Raw genomic sequence first — 15,970 nt, 5'->3', positions numbered from 1 at the left:
GGTAGGCGCAACGCGGCCCCGGCCGCGCGTGAGGATGCCTTGGAAATCGCCGGACAGATATCGGCGGTTTCGGATGTCCGGCTGTTCAGCGACGTTCTGATCGCCCGGATGCAGCGCGGCCGGCCCACGCACGATCATGCCGACGCGACCGGGCGCGGCGCGAATGGCCCCGGCAATCTTGCGCACGATGGCTGCGTCGACCGAAGGCGGCGCCGCAAGCTCTACCTTGGCCGACAGGAGCGGACTGGCCTCTCCCCAAGCCGCATCCGCCGGCAGGATCAGCGTAGCGATGCCGGGAGGCGTCAGCGAAGCGCGAAAAGCCGCCTGCGCGGCCGGCGCGACGTCGGCCGGACCGGCGATGCGGCGGACCCAGTTCGACATCGGCGCGGCGAGACCTTCAATGTCGCTGGTGAGCGGCGCGTCGAGCGGCAGGTGATAGGAGGCATGGTCGCCGACGATGTTGATCATCGGCACGCGGGCGCGCCGGGCATTGTGGATGTTGGCCAGGCCATTGGCCAATCCGGGGCCGGTGTGGAGCAGCGTCGCGGCCGGGCGGTCGGTCATCCTGGCGTAGCCGTCGGCGGCACCCGTCACCACACCCTCGGCAAGACCGAGCACGCAGCGCATCTCCGGCTTGCGGTCGAGCGCGGCGACGAAGTGCATTTCCGAGGTACCGGGATTGGCAAAGCAGACATTCACGCCATTCGCCAGCAGCACATCGCAAAGCACATCGGCGCCATTCATCGCGTTCCCTCTCGTCCGATTGTCCCCGGACAATTGAGCCGACAAGTGTTCATGCCGCAATGTCCGGTCAACGACTTTGACGTGATCCAGTTTCAGGAGTGCCGGCGCGTTCAGGCGACCCTCGCCTTCAGGAAAGCCATGACGGCGGCAGTCAGCGCATCGCCGTTCTCCCCGAAGCGGTGGTTGAATCGCCATATGCCAATAGGCGCCGCCGTCGAATAGGGCGACTTTGGTTCCCCTGCCCGTAGCCGGGCCGCGCGATCGTGGGCCGCGGTTGCATGGGCCGGCGCGCTCCGCCGCCCGGGGAAGCACCATGGAACATTTGCCTGATCTGGCGGTTTGATGCAGGCCCGGCCCTGGCCTCGTCCATGCTGGGCGGATTGCTAGTCGGACCGAAGGACCGATGCCCTCGGCCGACGCTTCCGAACGGTGACCACCAATGAGGAAGACGTATCGACCTCCATCCGCGCCGCCCAATCGGCGCACAAGCCGTTCGGAACGTCTGCGCCTGTTTCCGGCAATTGCGCTGGCGCTATTCCTTTCGGCTCCGGCGGCTGCCCATCAGGCGCCCACGGGCTGGCAGTATGACAGCTCATGCTGCTCGGGAATGGACTGCTACCAAGCACCCGCGGCCGACGTGAAGGAAACGAAAAATGGGTACCAGCTCTCCACCGGAGAGCTCATTCCCTACTCCGATCGTCGGATCAGGCGTTCGCGTGACGAGTTCTTTCACGAGTGTAAGCCCGGAGGCGACGCGAATTCTCAGCATTCCTTCTGCCTCTACGTTCCCGACCACGACATGTGAGTGGAAAACCTAAGATTTTCCTTGAAGCTCTCCCGGCCATCACCACCTAATCATCATGGGTGAGCATTCCGTCCGCATCGGGTGCTGTGAGTCGTCAATGCCCGATTGCAGGCGCTCTCTCTCATATGAGGGAACCACAATGCTTTCCGGCAGTTGAATACGAGACGAGCCGACTGGCCGACTGGCAACCAGAGCGGCTCTGAGGGCAGAATATCATGCGAGAGAACCAATCCGACGTCTTCGATCTGTTTTCGGAGATATATTCCAACGCGGCCCAGGAAGAGATGAGCCTCCAGCAGTATCTGCTTGGCTGCCGCGAAGACAAATCCATGTATGCCTCGGCGCCCGAACGAATGGTCGAGGCCATCGGCGAGCCCAATCTGGTCGACACCAGCAAGGATGAGCGGCTCGGGCGCATCTTCTCGAACCGGACCATCAAGGTGTACCCCTCCTTCTCCGATTTCTACGGAATGGAGGATACGATCGAGCGCATCGCCGGATATTTCCGTTATGCCTCGCAGGGTCTCGAGGAGCGCAAGCAGATCCTTTACCTGCTCGGGCCGGTCGGCGGCGGCAAGTCCTCGCTTGCCGAACGGCTGAAGAAGCTTATGGAACAGCGCCCGATCTACACGCTGAAGGTCGGCAACCAGATCAGCCCTATATTCGAATCGCCGCTTGGCCTTTTCCATCCCGATCGGATGGGCGATCTGCTGGAAGACAAATACGGGATAGCCCGCCGCCGCCTGAATGGGCTCATCTCGCCTTGGGCGGCCAAACGGCTCGACGAACTGTCCGGCGACATTTCCAAATTCAGCGTGGTCAAGCTGTCGCCATCGCGTCTGCGTCAGATCGCCATCGCCAAGACTGAGCCCGGCGACGAGAACAACCAGGATGTCTCGGCTCTGGTCGGCAAGGTCGACATCAGGCAGTTGGAACATTTCAGCCAATCCGATCCGGATGCCTACTCCTACAGCGGCGGCTTGAACCGGACGACGCAGGGCCTGCTCGAGTTCGTCGAGATGTTCAAGGCGCCCATCAAGGTCCTGCACCCGTTGCTGACGGCAACCCAGGAAGGCAGCTACAACGGCACCGAGAATTTCGGCTCCTTCCCCTATCAGGGCATCGTCGTTGCCCATTCCAACGAATCGGAATGGCAGCAATTCAAGAACAACAAGAACAATGAGGCCTTCCTCGACCGCATCCTTGTGGTCAAGGTTCCGTATTGCCTTCGTATCACCGAAGAGAGGCAGATTTACGAGAAACTTCTGCGCGAGAGCGATCTGGCGAACAGTCCCTGCGCGCCCGAAGTGCTGGACATCCTCAGCCGTTTCACCGTCTCGACCCGGCTTGCCGAGCACGAGAACTCGCCGCTCTACACCAAGATGCGCGCCTATGACGGCGAGAACCTCAAGGAGATCGACCCGAAGGCGAAGTCGGTCCAGGAATATCGCGATGCCGCCGGCGTCGACGAAGGCATGACCGGGGTCAGCACGCGCTTCGCCTTCAAGATTCTGTCGCAGACTTTCAACTACGACACCAAGGAGGTCGCAGCCGATCCCGTGCACTTGATGTACATCCTCGAGGAGGCGATCAAACGCGAGCAATTTCCGAAGGAAACCGAAGCCGCGTACCTCGAGTTCATCAAATCGGAACTTGCAGCGCGCTACGCCGAGTTCATCGGCCACGAGATCCAGAAGGCTTACCTGGAATCGTATAGCGAGTACGGCCAGAACCTTTTCGACCGCTACATCGCCTATGCCGATGCCTGGATCGAGGATCAGGACTACAAGGATCCCGATACCGGCCAGATCCTCAATCGCGAGGTCCTGGACAAGGAATTGTCGCAGGTTGAAAAGCCGGCCGGCATCGCCAATCCCAAGGATTTTCGCAACGAGGTGGTCAAGTTCACCTTGCGCGCCCGGGCGCGCAACCATGGCCGCAATCCGTCCTGGACGAGCTATGAAAAGCTTCGCGAAGTGATCGAGAAGCGCATGTTCGGTCAGGTCGAGGATTTGTTGCCGGTGATCAGCTTCGGCTCCAAGCAGGACAGCGTCACCGAGAAGCGGCACAACGAATTCGTGCAGCGGATGGTGGAGCGCGGCTACACTCAGCGGCAGGTGCGCCGGCTGGTCGACTGGTACATGCGCGTGAACAAGGCTGGCTGAGCAAAGCCCGAAGGGTTCGCATGCCGATCTTCATCGACCGCCGCCTGAATCCGAAGGACAAGAGCCTGAGCAATCGCCAGCGCTTCCTCAAGCGCGCTCGGGAAGAGCTCAAGCGCAGCATCCGCGACCATGTCCGGACAGGCCGTATCGCCGAGGTCGACCGCGAGCATGCCGTGCCGATGCCCCGGAAAGGCACCAGCGAACCGACCTTCAGCGACGCCAGGGACAGTGGGCAGCGCCAGCACATACTGCCCGGCAACAAATCGTTCAGTCCCGGTGATCTGATACCCAAGCCTGGCGGCGGCGGCACTGGCTCTTCGGCGCCGGGAACCAAGCAATCCGAGGACGACTTTCGCTTCGTGCTGTCGCGCGAGGAAGTGCTCGACCTCTTCTTCGAAGATCTCGAACTGCCCGATCTGGTCAAGCTCAATCTCAAGCAGATACTGAGCTTCAAGCCAAGACGGGCGGGCTTCACGGCAAGCGGGGCGCCGACCAACGTCAATGTCGGACGCACCATGCGAAACAGCCACGGCCGCCGCATCGCGCTCAGGCGTCCCAAGCAGGCGGAGCTGGACGCCATCTCAACGCAGATCGCCGAGTTGGAAGCGAAGCCGCCAACCGAGGCAACGCGCGAACGCATCGCTGCTCTGCGCGAGGAAGTTGATCGGCTTGAACGCCGGCGCAGGCGGATCGCCTATGTCGATCCGGTCGACATTCGGTTCAACCGCTTCGACCCCCAGCCGGTGCCGAATGCCAGCGCCGTTATGTTTTGCCTGATGGACGTGTCGGGATCGATGGGAGAGCGCGAGAAGGATCTGGCCAAACGGTTTTTCGTGCTGCTGCATCTGTTCCTGACGCGGCGCTACGAAAGGACGGACATCGTTTTCATCCGCCACACCCATGAGGCCAAGGAGGTGGATGAGCACACCTTCTTCTACCACACCGAGAGCGGCGGTACCGTCGTCTCCACGGCGCTCGAGGAAATGCATCGCATCATAGAGCAGCGCTATCCGGTCGCGGAATGGAATATCTATGCCGCTCAGGCTTCCGACGGTGACAACTTCGCCACCGATTCCGAGCGCTGCATAGAACTCCTCGACCGCAAGCTCATGCGCCTGTGCCAGTATTTCGCCTATGTGGAAATCATCGACGAACGCGAAAGCCACATTTTCGGCTCCACCGAGAACGGAACGTCGCTCTGGCGCGCCTACAACGCGGTCGACGGAAAGTGGCCGAATTTCCAGATGAGGCGCATCGCGGCTCCCGCCGATATCTATCCGGTCTTTCGCGAGCTCTTCGCAAGGCAGCCTAGTCTGCGCAAGAGCGCGTGAGAACGCGGGCGGATGGGACATAGGCCGATGGTCAATCAGGCGCGCAAATCCGAACTGTTATTTTCCGGGTCGGACTGGGATTTTGCGAAACTCTCTCGGGTTTACGACGAGATCGAGGCGATCGGGGTCGAAGAGCTTCACCTCGACATCTATCCGGTGCAGATGGAGGTCATTTCCTCCGAGCAGATGCTCGACGCTTATTCCTCGGTCGGCATGCCGCTGATGTATCGGCATTGGTCGTTCGGCAAGCATTTCCTCTACAACGAGCTTCTCTACCGCAAGGGCGCGCGCGGTCTGGCCTATGAACTGGTCATCAACTCCAACCCTTGCATCGTCTACCTCATGGAAGAAAACACCATGGCCTTGCAGGCCCTGGTGACCGCCCATGCCGCGCTTGGCCACAACCATTTCTTCAAAAACAATCATCTCTTCCGGCAATGGACGGACGCCGGAGGCATCCTGAGCTATCTGGACTTCGCCAAGGGCTACATCGCCAAATGCGAGGAACGGCACGGACTGCAGGCCGTCGAGGCGGTGCTCGATGCCGCCCACGCGCTGATGGAGCAAGGCGTGTTCCGCTACCATCGGCCGCCGAAGCTGTCGTCGGAACAGCAGCGCGAAGGCCTTCGCGAGCGCCTCGAATATGAGGAGCGTTCCTACAATGATCTGTGGCGCACGCTGCCGACCGCGCAGGACAAGAACAAGCCGGAAGCAGGGGACGAAAGCTTGGCCGAGCGGAAGAAGTCGCTCAATCTGCCCGAGGAAAACCTGCTCTACTTCCTCGAGAAGAACAGCCTGGTGCTTGAGCCCTGGCAGCGCGAGATCATCAGGATCGTGCGGGTGATTGCGCAATATTTTTACCCGCAGCGGCAAACCCAGGTGATGAACGAAGGCTGTGCCACCTTCGTCCACTACACCCTGATGAACATGCTTTTCGATCGCGGCCGCATTAGCGAAGGCGCCATGCTCGAGATCTTGCGAAACCATTCGAACGTGGTTTTCCAGCCGGCCTATGACGATCCGCGTTATTCCGGGATCAATCCCTATGCGCTGGGCCTCGGCATGATGCAGGACATCCAGCGCATCTCGACCGAGCCGACCGCGGAGGACCGCGACTGGTTTCCGGACATCGCCGGCCGTGGCGACTGGCGCGACACCTTGCTCGATGCCTGGGCCAACCACCGTGACGAATCCTTCATCCGCCAGTATCTGAGCCCCGCTTTGATCCGGAAATGGCGGCTCTTCGTGCTGGCCGACGGCTGCGACGAGCCGCATTACGAGGTCGCCTCGATCCATAATGAGCGCGGCTACAGCAAGATACGGTCCGCGCTAGCCCGAAGCTACGATGTGGGGGCGAGCCGGCCCGACATCCAGGTGGTCGACGTGGATCTTCTGGGAGACCGGCATTTGCGGCTGCAGCACAAGGTCAAGGACGGCATCCAGCTAGAGGACGAAAGCCGCGACGCGACCTTGCGCCACATCCGGAGCCTTTGGGGTTATGACGTCAGCCTGGCGGCAATGGATGCCGAAACCGGCGCCGTGCTCAGCGAGCGCTCGACCAAGGAACTTTGAGCACCGGAGACGCAGGAAGCCGCCCTTTGCAGGCCGGTCTCACCTGAAGATCGGCACACCCTAACCTTCGCCGGCGGGCCGGATCCTCAACCTTGCTATGCGGTTCTTGTCGCGCTTCATCACCACGAAACGCTTGCCGTGGAAGGTGAAGGCCTGCTTCTCATCTGGGATCGTCTGCGTCTCGTGGATGACTAGGCCGGCGATCGTCGTCGCCTCCTCGTCCGGCAGATCCCAGTCGAGCGCCCGATTGAGGTCGCGAATCGCCACCGTGCCGTCGACGACGACCGAGCCGTCGGCCTCCTGCTTGACGCCTTGCATGTCGACATCGTGCTCGTCCGCGATCTCGCCGACGATCTCCTCGATGATGTCTTCCAGCGTCACCAGCCCTTCCATCTCGCCATACTCGTCGACGACGATGGCGAAATGCGCCTTGCGCCGCAGGAAGGCGTTGAGCTGATCCTGCAAGGTGGTGGTGTCGGGCACGAACCATGGCTTCGACGCGATCTTTGTTACGTCGATCTTGGAAAAGTCGTTGCCGACCTCGTTGAGCGCCCGCAGCAGATCCTTGGCATGCAGCACGCCGACGATGTTGTCGAGCGAGCCTTTCCAGAGCGGCATGCGGGTATGCGGGCTCTGCAGAATCTCGCGCACCACCATTTCCGGCGGATCGTCGGCGTTGACCGAGCGCATGTTGGTGCGGTGGACCATCACGTCCGAAACCTCGAGCTCCTCGAGTTCGAAAAGCGCGCCCAGCCGGTTGCGATCCTCGCGCGCCTGCCCGCTGCGGCGGGTCTCGTCGCCGTTCTCGTCCGGCTCATCCTGCTCGGGCTCCGTCGGTTCGATCGGCCGCAGACTGTAGCCGAGCGCCGCGAAGAGCCGCGTGCGCAAGAGAAACGCCAGCACGATCACGGCGGCAAGGACGGCTGCGGCGATCCAGCCGAAGTCGATCATCCGGGATGGCTCGCCTTGAGGAAGGACAGCACTTCGGAGGGCGGCACGTCCTTGGCGATAAAGGCCTGGCCGACGCCGCGCGTCAGGATGAAGGTAAGCGCGCCGCGCGACACCTTCTTGTCCTGGGTGATGAAGCCAAGCAGCGCCTCGGCATCCGGCAGTTGGCCCGCTATGTCGGCCATCCGCCAGGGCAGGCCGACGGCGCGAAGGTGCGCCTCGACGCGCTCCGCGTCGTCCGGGCTCGCTAGATTGAGACGCGCCGAGAAGCGGTGCGCCAGCGCCATGCCGATGGCGACCCCCTCCCCATGGACGAGACGGGCACCGTCATAATTCGTGGCGGCTTCGAGCGCATGGCCGAATGTGTGGCCGAGATTGAGCAGCGCGCGGTCGCCGGTCTCGAACTCGTCGCGGGCGACCACATCGGCCTTGGCGCGGCAAGCCTCGGCGATGGCTTCGGTCCGCTCCGGGCCGCCGGCGAACACCTTTTGCCAGTTCTCCTCCAGCCAGGCGAAGAAGCCGGGACGGTCGATTAGCCCGTATTTGGCGAGCTCGGCATAGCCGGCGCGGAATTCGCGGATCGGCAAAGTGTCGAGCACACCGGTGTCGGCAAGCACCAGTTTTGGCTGGTTGAAGACCCCGACCAGGTTCTTGCCGCGCGCGCTGTTGATGCCCGTCTTGCCGCCGAGGGAAGAATCGACCTGCGCCAGCAGCGATGTCGGCACCTGCACGAAGTTCATCCCGCGCCGCACGATGCCGGCGGCGAAGCCGGCAAGGTCGCCGATGACGCCGCCGCCAAGTGCCACGACGACATCGCGCCGTTCGAGCTTGGCGGCGAGCACGCCGTCGACGACCTCTTCGAGGTGGGTGAAGCTCTTGGTCTTTTCACCGGCCGGCAGGGTGATGACGGCGGCCTCGATGCCGCCTTTTTCCAGGCCGGCCTGCAGCGTTTCGAGATGCGCTGCGGCGACGTTCTCGTCGGTGACGATGGCCGCACGCGTGCCGGGAAGGCGGCCTGCGATTTCGGTTCCTGAGCCGGAAAGCAGGCCGGGCCCGATAAGTATGTCATAGGCACGGTCGCCGAGTCCGACCTCGACCTTCACCGGTTCGCTATGGCTCAAGGCTCCACCTCGTCGTCACTGGTGGCGATTGGCGCGATCCCAAGGTAAGCGCAAAGCGCGCATACCACCTCGCTGGCGATGACTTCCTTGCGGTCGTCGCGGGTCGAAACCGTGAGGTCGGCGGTGGCATAGACCGGGTAGCGCTCGCCCATCAGCTTCTCCAGCACGCCGCGCGGATCCGGATTCTTCAACAGCGGCCGGTTCTGCTTCTTCGAAACCCGCTCCATCAGGAGATCGAGATCGGCCTTCAGCCAGACCGAGACGCCATGCGCATCGATCGCCTCGCGCGTCTGCGCGTTCATGAAGGCGCCGCCGCCGGTCGAAAGCACCTGCGGGCCGTTTTCGAGCAGACGCAAGATGACCCGCTGCTCCAGCGCCCGGAACTCAGGTTCGCCGTAACGCTCGAACAGCTCCGGCACGGTCATGCGCGATACGCTCTCGATCTCCTGATCGCTGTCGATGAAGGGCAGGGAAAGCATTGTCGCCACCTTGCGGCCGATTGCGGTCTTGCCGGCGCCCATCAGGCCGACGAAGACGATCGAGCGGCTGCCGAGCCGCTCGAGCAGCGCGACACGGCCTTCGTCCGGCGGATTTGCTGGCAGCGCGTTCATGCGGAACCCTCTTTGCGCCGTATCGACATCAAAAGCCCGTTTGCGTCAAGCAGGCCGCCGCAGGCGGGCCAGATCGCCCCTCTTCCGTCGAGAAGCTTCCTCGACAAATCCTCTGCCCCAGCCCTTCGTCCTTGAATTGGCCGGAATGGCGTCCCATAAGGGCACAGGGTTTGGAATCGCAGAACAAGAAGACGGGCGAAGACTGAATGCCGACATTGTTTCGCTTTGTCGTGACGCTGGCGGTTCTTGCAGGCGTCGCTTATGGCGCGATGTTCGCGCTGGCGATGTTCGTGGAGCCGAAAAAGGCCGAAATGAGCGTGCGCATTCCCGCGGAAAAGCTCAATCCGAAGAAGAACTGACCCGGCCAAATGAACAGCGCGGCCCGCATCGAAGCCTTTCTGGAGATGATGAGCGCCGAGCGGGGTGCGGCCGAGAACACGCTTTCCTCCTACCGACGCGACCTCGAAGACGCCTCCGAAGCTATCGGTGGCGGCCTGGCCGGAGCGGCAGCCGCCGACATCCGCGCCTATCTGGACGACCTCGCGGCGCGTGGCTTCGCGCCGACCTCGCAGGCGCGCAAATTGTCGGCGATCCGCCAATTCTTCAAATTCCTCTATGCCGAAGGCCTCCGCGGCGACGACCCGACCGGCACGCTGGACAGCCCGAAGAAGGGCCGGCCGCTGCCGAAGACCATGACCGAGGCTGAGACGGGCCGCCTGGTCGACCGCGCGGCCGAGGAGGCGGGCGGGGCCGCGCCCGACGGCGACCGGTTGGCGACGCTGCGCCTGCACGCGCTGGTCGAGGTGCTCTATGCCACGGGCCTGCGCGTTTCCGAGCTTGTCGGTCTGCCGGTGACGGTGGCGCTGCGCGACGACCGTTTCTTCATGGTGCGCGGCAAGGGCGACAAGGAGCGCATGGTGCCGCTGTCGGCCAAGGCGCGCGCCGCGATGCGGGCGTGGCTTGCCGCCAGGGCGGAGGTGCCGGCCTACGCCGACAGCCCGTTCCTGTTCCCAGCCTCTTCCGACAGCGGTCATCTCTCCCGGCAGGTTTTCGCACGCGATCTCAAAGGCTTGGCGGCGCGAGCCGGCATCGCCGCGACCAAGATCTCGCCGCATGTCCTGCGCCACGCCTTCGCCAGCCATCTCCTGCAGAACGGTGCGGATCTCAGGGCCGTGCAGCAACTGCTTGGCCACGCCGATATCTCCACCACGCAGATCTACACTCATGTGCTGGAGGAGCGGCTGGTGCGGCTGGTCAACGATCATCATCCGCTTGCCGACTAGGCTTCATATCGCTATGTGAGGGCGACGTTCCACCGCCCGGAGCCAGCATTTCCAGGGTTCCGCCAGCCATTGCCTTCCGACGGATCGGTCCGCCCCAGCATGTATAATTACCTCGACTTCGAAAAGCCGGTGCAGGATCTGGAGCTCAAGATCCTTGAGCTGAAGAAGCTCGCGGAGAACGGCGAGGCGGTCGATGTCGCCGACGAGATCGGCAGGCTGGAGAAGCGTTCGCGCGATGCGCTGCGCGATCTCTACAAGGCGCTCACCCCTTGGCAGAAGGTCCAGGTGGCCCGCCATCCGGACCGGCCGCACTGCCTAGACTACATCAAGGGCTTGTTCAGCGATTTCACGCCGTTGGCCGGTGACCGCAATTTCGGCGACGACCAGGCGATCGTCGGCGGTTTTGCCCGTTTCCGCGGCGAGCCGGTGGCGGTGATCGGCCAGGAGAAGGGCTCCGACACGGCAAGCCGCATCAAGCACAATTTCGGTTCGGTACGGCCCGAGGGGTACCGCAAGGCGGTTCGGCTGATGGAGCTTGCCGACCGCTTCAAGATCCCGCTTTTGACGCTGGTCGACACCGCCGGCGCCTATCCCGGCGTCGGCGCCGAGGAACGCGGTCAGGCCGAGGCCATTGCGCGCTCGACCTCAGCCTGCCTAGCGCTCAAAGTGCCGTCGATCTCGGTGGTCATCGGCGAAGGCGGCTCCGGCGGCGCCATCGCGATCGCCACCGCCAACCGCGTCTACATGCTTGAGCATGCCATCTATTCGGTGATCTCGCCCGAGGGCGCGGCCTCTATTCTTTGGCGCGACACCACCCGTTCCAAGGACGCGGCGACCAACATGAAGATCACCGCCCAGGATCTTCTCGAAATGAAGATCATCGATGCCATCGTTCCCGAGCCGATGGGCGGCGCCCAGCGTGCGCCGGAAACGGTGATTGCCGCCACCGGCGATCTGATCGCCAAGACGATGAAGGACTTTGCCGGCGCCAACACCGATTTCCGCGAGCAGCGCCGCGAGAAATATTTAGCGATGGGCCGCAGCCTTTAATGCATGTCGCGCAAAACTGTGCAGTGGTTTTGCGAAAACGACATGGATGAAAACAAAGCACGTGAGTCTGCCCCAGCGCCACCCGTTTAATTCGGCCGTTCGCCGCAACTATGGCGGCGATTAACAATTTCGCCACAAAAATGCCGCCGCATTCGGCTCAATGAAAATATCCGCGAGGGGTTGGCTATTGCTTGCGGTAAGGAATTTTCAAGGTTAACGGGCTTACGGTCCATTGGTGTTGAGCCTGCGGGCCGGCCATGCCGAGGCCGTTGGCCTGAGAGAAAAGACAAAGCCGTATCGATGTTTGCCAAGCTTGCCCGCACCGGAGTCCTTGTCGCCGCGATAGGCATCGCCGGCTGCAATGATTCGTCGATGAAGGATTTTGCGCCGGAGGCCAACAAGCCCCTGCCGGATAAGATCCTCGCCGACATGAAGGCCAAGGGCATGGTGCGCACCTCCTCGGTGATGGCGCGCATCTTCAAGGAAGAAGGCAAGCTGGAGATCTGGAAGGCCAAGACCAACGGCCGCTACGATCTCGTCGCCAGCTACGACATCTGCAAATGGTCGGGCAAGCTCGGCCCCAAATACACCGAGGGCGACCGCCAGGCGCCGGAAGGCTTCTACACGGTGCGTCCGTCGCAGATGAATCCGCGCTCGAACTACCATCTGTCCTTCAACATCGGCTATCCCAACGCCTATGACAGGGCCAACGGCCGCACCGGCTCCAATTTGATGGTGCACGGCGCCTGCTCCTCGTCCGGCTGCTATTCGATGACCGATGCCCAGATCGAGCAGATCTATGCTTTCGGCCGCGATGCCTTCCAGGGCGGCCAGACCGAGTTCCAGATCCAGGCCTTCCCGTTCCGCATGACCGCCGCCAACATGGCGCGCTACCGCAACGACCCGAACTACGAGTTCTGGAAGATGCTGAAGGTCGGCTACGACAATTTCGAGATCACCAAGGTGCCACCGAAAGTCGACGTCTGCGAGAAGCGCTACGTTTTCAATCAGGCAGCGCCCGAAGGCACCACCTTCGACCCGACAGGCGCCTGCCCGGCAATGACACAGCCTGATTCGTTGAAAACGGACTACGCCGACTACGAAAAGCGCTACGACGCCGCCTTCAACTCCGCGGTCAAGGGAACCATACTGCCGCCTAAGCCGGCCATCGCCGGCATCAAGGAAGCCAGCATCGTTTCCGACTGGTCCAAGCGCCGCGCCCGCGGCGAGCGCGTGCCGATCGACCCGCCGTCGATGAATGCCGACGGCTCGGTAACCGAGACGACGCGGATGGGCCGCATCGATTCCCCGCTCGGCCGCAAGATGGCCGCGCTCGACGCGGAGAAGGAGGCCAAGCGCAAGGCCGAGGAGCAGCGGCTTGCGGCGATCGAGGCGGCCAAGGCCGCCAAGGCGCAAGCGCAGGCTGAAAAGGCGGCCGCCAAGGCGCAGGCCCTGGCCGAAAAGGAAGCCGCCAAGCAGGCGGCCCAGCAGCCGGTGGTCACCGCGGGCGTCGAGGCGGCTTCCGCGCAACCGGCGCCGGAAACGCAGCAGGCGGCAAGTGCCGACGAAGGCACGGTCTCGAAGCTGAAGAAGAAACTGCTCGGCATGTTCGGCGGCTGAGATTTCTCGATCTTGGCCTGGTCCGCCGCTACCTACGATCTGAAGGGGCTGAACTGCCCGCTGCCGGTGCTGAAGGCGCGCAAGCGCCTGGCCGCGATGCGGCCTGGCAGCCGTCTGTGGCTGGAAACCACCGACCCGCTGGCCGTGATCGACATTCCGGCCTTCTGCGCCGATGCCGGCCATCAGCTGATCGAGACGGCGGCGGTCGACGGCGGCCATCGCTTCCTGGTCGAGCGCGGCGGCGCGGCATAGGCCAATCGGACCTCTGGAGCTACAGCCCGGCGATCGCCAGCGGATTGGCCTCGAGCGCCGCCCGGTCGGGCGTGTCGATCGACGGCTTGTTGGTGAAGGCGGAAAACAGCCGCTGGACATAATCTTCCGGCATGTCGAGCGTGATCAGCACCAGCCGCGTGCCGCGCCGTCCGTCTGGCCATGACGGCAGCCTGGCCGGCGGATGCAGGATCTTCTGCACGCCGTGGATCACCAGCGGCCGTGACGGATCCTCCTGAAGTTCGATGACGCCCTTCATGCGCAGCAGTTTCTCGCCATGCGTCGAGCGCAACAAATCGAGGAACATCTCGATCGCCGAGAACGGCACCGGCCCGTCATGGACGAGCGAGTGGGAGCGCACGCGGCCGTCGTGGCGGTGATCATGATGATGGGGGGCGTGATCATGACCATCGTCGTGGTGATGATGATCATGCGCCGCCTCCTCTCCGAGCCAGCGCCGCACGTCGGCGCTCTTGGTCTCGGGATTATAGAGGCCGCAATCGAAAAGCGACGCTGCCCCGGTAGCGGGACCATTGAGGTCGAGCAGGACCGCGCTCGGATTTATCTGATGAAGTCGCGCCCGCAGGGCCTCGACGTCGCTTGCCTCGGCGAGATCGGTCTTGGTCAGCACGATGCGGTCGGCGACGGCCGCCTGCTTCACCGCCTCGACATGGCCATCGAGCGTGGCCGCCCCGTTGACGCCGTCGACCAGCGTGATGACGCCATCGAGCCGGAAAGCCTGCACCAGCGCCGGATGCGCCATGATCGACTGCAGCACCGGTGCAGGATCGGCAAGGCCGGTGGTTTCGACCACGACGCGCGCCAGCCTGGCGATGCGTCCGGTCTGCAGCCGGTCGACGAGGTCGGCCAGCGTATCGACGAGTTCGCCGCGCACCGTGCAGCAAAGGCAGCCGTCGGAAAGCTGGATGATGCCCTCTGAGGCTTGCTCGACGAGCAGATGGTCGATCGCCACCTCGCCGAACTCGTTGATGATGACGGCCGTGTCGGCAAGCGCCGGATCCTTGAGCAACCGGTTGAGCAGCGTCGTCTTGCCGGCCCCGAGAAAGCCGGTGAGCACCGAGACGGGTATGGGAAAGCCGCTGCGCCCGGTCATGGCGAGTTTGCCGCCTTGGCCGGCTGATCCCCCTGCGCTGCAGAGGCAGCAGTTGCGGCAGGTGTGGCGCCGGCCGGCAGAGGCTTGTCGGGCCGCCAGCTGGGCAGCGGCACATCGGCATAGTTCTGATCGGTCTGGTCGACGAACGCCTTGGGCGCCGGCCCGGTGGCGCCGCCAAGGCCGACCGCGATCAGCGTCGGGTGATCGAGTTTCACCTGATAGGGCGATTTGGCCTTGTCCTTGGTGGCGACGGCAGGTGCCGCCTCGGACTGCTGTTCCTTCGGCTTCTTCTTGCAGATCTCGTCCTGCAGGTCGTTGGGCGACAGCGTGTCGCCATAGGGCTTGAGCGCCGCGAGCGTCGTCGACCCGGCCGCCGGCGCGTCAAAACCCTGGTCGAGCAGCTTCGCCGCCGCTTCGGCGCGGCTGATGGCGGATTTTTCGCCGAGCACCACGGCAACCAGTGTGCGGCCATCGCGCGTCGCCGAACCGATCATGTTGAAGCCCGAGGAGCAGACGAAGCCGGTTTTCATACCGTCGGCGCCGGGATAGCGCCCGATCAGCAGATTGTAGTTCGGGATCGCCTTCTTTCCGACGGCAAGACCCTCGATGGAGAACCACGGCGCATATTGCGGGAAGTCGTTGCGAAGCGCCGTCACCAGGACGGCGAGGTCGCGCGCGGTCGTGTACTGGTCGGGCGAGAACAGCCCATTCGGGTTGACGAAATGCGTTCCGACCATGCCGAGCCTGGCGGCCTCGGCATTCATGCGGTCGGCGAAGGCGGCCTGCGATCCGCCGATGTTCTCGCCGACGGCCATGGCGATGTCGTTGGCCGACTTGACCAGCATCATCTTCAGCGCATTGTCGAGCCGCATGACCGATCCGGGCTTGAAGCCCATCTTGCTCGGCGGCTCGCCGGCCGAATGTTTCGTCACCTTGATCGGCGAATCGAGCGCCACCTCGCCGGCGGCGATCGCTCGGAACGCCACATAGGCCGTCATCAGCTTGCTCAGCGAGGCCGGATACCAGCGCTTGAAGGCGTCCTGATGCTCCAGCACCTTGCCGCTATTCAGGTCGAACAGCACCACCGGATTGGCGCGCGCAGTGCCGGAAAGCATCGGCAGCGCCAGCGCCCCCGCAAGCAATAGGTTGAGGAAATGCCTTTGCCGCATGATCAATTCCGAAATCGCCTCTTGCCGTAGTTGCCGCTGGCTCCGTAAGATTTCGCTGCGCGATGGCCAGCATAGTGCGGACCGACCCTCGACTCCGGGCCGCATTATGCGGTGCTATTTACCCTATGTGACGTCAAAATGGCAAAGCGCCAGACGATCACACTTGC

General features: G+C 63.2%; 14 protein-coding genes. 8 read left to right on the top strand and 6 right to left on the bottom strand.

Translation table 11 applies throughout. The features are described 5' to 3' along the window. Positions 1-744 (bottom strand): thiamine pyrophosphate-binding protein (locus tag EOA75_RS14980; RefSeq protein WP_245466640.1); only part of this gene is annotated, 744 nt, incomplete at its 3' end. Between the two features lie 1,020 nt (positions 745-1,764). Between EOA75_RS14980 and EOA75_RS14975 the strand changes: the two genes are divergently transcribed. The 3 genes from EOA75_RS14975 to EOA75_RS14965 are packed head-to-tail and all read left to right on the top strand — an operon-like array spanning position 1,765 to position 6,617. Further along, positions 1,765-3,714: a PrkA family serine protein kinase gene (locus EOA75_RS14975; RefSeq protein WP_066990342.1), complete on the top strand. Its 1,950-nt coding sequence runs from the start codon at positions 1,765-1,767 to the stop codon at positions 3,712-3,714. Between the two features lie 20 nt (positions 3,715-3,734). Further along, positions 3,735-5,045, top strand: a complete 1,311-nt coding sequence (locus EOA75_RS14970) for a YeaH/YhbH family protein (protein ID WP_066990345.1) — start codon at positions 3,735-3,737, stop codon at positions 5,043-5,045. Between the two features lie 27 nt (positions 5,046-5,072). Further along, positions 5,073-6,617 carry a SpoVR family protein gene (locus EOA75_RS14965; protein ID WP_127324553.1) on the top strand — a complete coding sequence of 515 codons (1,545 nt, stop codon included), beginning with the start codon at positions 5,073-5,075 and terminating at the stop codon, positions 6,615-6,617. A 60-nt stretch (positions 6,618-6,677) separates the two neighbouring features. Here the strand turns inward: EOA75_RS14965 and EOA75_RS14960 are convergent, their stop codons facing one another. From EOA75_RS14960 to EOA75_RS14950, 3 genes are read right to left on the bottom strand one after another with little or no spacing between them, the layout of a single operon-like run. Beyond that, on the bottom strand, positions 6,678-7,568 hold the full coding sequence (locus EOA75_RS14960; protein ID WP_067319184.1) for a transporter associated domain-containing protein: 891 nt from the start codon (positions 7,566-7,568) through the stop codon (positions 6,678-6,680). Continuing rightward, on the bottom strand, positions 7,565-8,686 hold the full coding sequence (gene aroB / locus EOA75_RS14955) for a 3-dehydroquinate synthase (RefSeq protein ID WP_127324552.1): 1,122 nt from the start codon (positions 8,684-8,686) through the stop codon (positions 7,565-7,567). Before aroB ends, EOA75_RS14960 begins: the two co-directional genes overlap by 4 nt. Beyond that, complete coding sequence (locus EOA75_RS14950) at positions 8,683-9,297, bottom strand: shikimate kinase (protein ID WP_127217381.1); 615 nt, start codon at positions 9,295-9,297, stop codon at positions 8,683-8,685. The genes aroB and EOA75_RS14950 overlap by 4 nt, the downstream gene beginning before the upstream one ends. A 206-nt stretch (positions 9,298-9,503) precedes the next feature. Between EOA75_RS14950 and EOA75_RS14945 the strand changes: the two genes are divergently transcribed. The 5 genes from EOA75_RS14945 to EOA75_RS14925 all read left to right on the top strand — a co-directional run bounded on the left by EOA75_RS14945 (position 9,504) and on the right by EOA75_RS14925 (position 13,502). Then, positions 9,504-9,656, top strand: a complete 153-nt coding sequence (locus EOA75_RS14945; RefSeq protein ID WP_066990358.1) for a histidine kinase — start codon at positions 9,504-9,506, stop codon at positions 9,654-9,656. A 9-nt stretch (positions 9,657-9,665) separates the two neighbouring features. Further along, positions 9,666-10,580, top strand: coding sequence for a site-specific tyrosine recombinase XerD (locus EOA75_RS14940; RefSeq protein ID WP_127324551.1), 915 nt, complete (start codon positions 9,666-9,668; stop codon positions 10,578-10,580). 99 nt (positions 10,581-10,679) lie between these two features. Further along, positions 10,680-11,630 carry an acetyl-CoA carboxylase carboxyltransferase subunit alpha gene (locus EOA75_RS14935; protein WP_067319192.1) on the top strand — a complete coding sequence of 317 codons (951 nt, stop codon included), beginning with the start codon at positions 10,680-10,682 and terminating at the stop codon, positions 11,628-11,630. Between the two features lie 300 nt (positions 11,631-11,930). After that, positions 11,931-13,250 carry a murein L,D-transpeptidase family protein gene (locus EOA75_RS14930; RefSeq protein ID WP_127324550.1) on the top strand — a complete coding sequence of 440 codons (1,320 nt, stop codon included), beginning with the start codon at positions 11,931-11,933 and terminating at the stop codon, positions 13,248-13,250. A 12-nt stretch (positions 13,251-13,262) separates the two neighbouring features. Continuing rightward, on the top strand, positions 13,263-13,502 hold the full coding sequence (locus EOA75_RS14925) for a sulfurtransferase TusA family protein (RefSeq protein ID WP_067319197.1): 240 nt from the start codon (positions 13,263-13,265) through the stop codon (positions 13,500-13,502). Positions 13,503-13,521: 19 nt separating this feature from the next. Here EOA75_RS14925 and EOA75_RS14920 read toward each other — a convergent pair whose 3' ends face one another. Continuing rightward, on the bottom strand, positions 13,522-14,634 hold the full coding sequence (locus tag EOA75_RS14920) for a GTP-binding protein (RefSeq protein WP_127324549.1): 1,113 nt from the start codon (positions 14,632-14,634) through the stop codon (positions 13,522-13,524). Then, complete coding sequence (locus tag EOA75_RS14915; protein WP_127215957.1) at positions 14,631-15,803, bottom strand: D-alanyl-D-alanine carboxypeptidase family protein; 1,173 nt, start codon at positions 15,801-15,803, stop codon at positions 14,631-14,633. Before EOA75_RS14915 ends, EOA75_RS14920 begins: the two co-directional genes overlap by 4 nt. Positions 15,804-15,970: the final 167 nt, after the last annotated feature.

Origin of the sequence: Mesorhizobium sp. M1A.F.Ca.IN.022.07.1.1 (assembly GCF_003997575.1) — a bacterium.
Classification (GTDB): domain Bacteria; phylum Pseudomonadota; class Alphaproteobacteria; order Rhizobiales; family Rhizobiaceae; genus Mesorhizobium.
This window is presented reverse-complemented; position numbering and strand designations above follow the sequence as displayed.

What these genes read in the sequence shown, in the direction of transcription:
- EOA75_RS14930 (WP_127324550.1), top strand. Translation starts at nt 11,931, where the DNA reads ATGTTTGCCAAGCTTGCCCGCACCGGAGTCCTTGTCGCCGCGATAGGC.
- EOA75_RS14960 (WP_067319184.1), bottom strand. Translation starts at nt 7,568, where the DNA reads ATGATCGACTTCGGCTGGATCGCCGCAGCCGTCCTTGCCGCCGTGATC.
- EOA75_RS14950 (WP_127217381.1), bottom strand. Translation starts at nt 9,297, where the DNA reads ATGAACGCGCTGCCAGCAAATCCGCCGGACGAAGGCCGTGTCGCGCTG.
- EOA75_RS14965 (WP_127324553.1), top strand. Translation starts at nt 5,073, where the DNA reads ATGGTCAATCAGGCGCGCAAATCCGAACTGTTATTTTCCGGGTCGGAC.
- EOA75_RS14935 (WP_067319192.1), top strand. Translation starts at nt 10,680, where the DNA reads ATGTATAATTACCTCGACTTCGAAAAGCCGGTGCAGGATCTGGAGCTC.
- EOA75_RS14970 (WP_066990345.1), top strand. Translation starts at nt 3,735, where the DNA reads ATGCCGATCTTCATCGACCGCCGCCTGAATCCGAAGGACAAGAGCCTG.
- EOA75_RS14940 (WP_127324551.1), top strand. Translation starts at nt 9,666, where the DNA reads ATGAACAGCGCGGCCCGCATCGAAGCCTTTCTGGAGATGATGAGCGCC.
- EOA75_RS14915 (WP_127215957.1), bottom strand. Translation starts at nt 15,803, where the DNA reads ATGCGGCAAAGGCATTTCCTCAACCTATTGCTTGCGGGGGCGCTGGCG.
- EOA75_RS14945 (WP_066990358.1), top strand. Translation starts at nt 9,504, where the DNA reads ATGCCGACATTGTTTCGCTTTGTCGTGACGCTGGCGGTTCTTGCAGGC.
- EOA75_RS14975 (WP_066990342.1), top strand. Translation starts at nt 1,765, where the DNA reads ATGCGAGAGAACCAATCCGACGTCTTCGATCTGTTTTCGGAGATATAT.
- EOA75_RS14920 (WP_127324549.1), bottom strand. Translation starts at nt 14,634, where the DNA reads ATGACCGGGCGCAGCGGCTTTCCCATACCCGTCTCGGTGCTCACCGGC.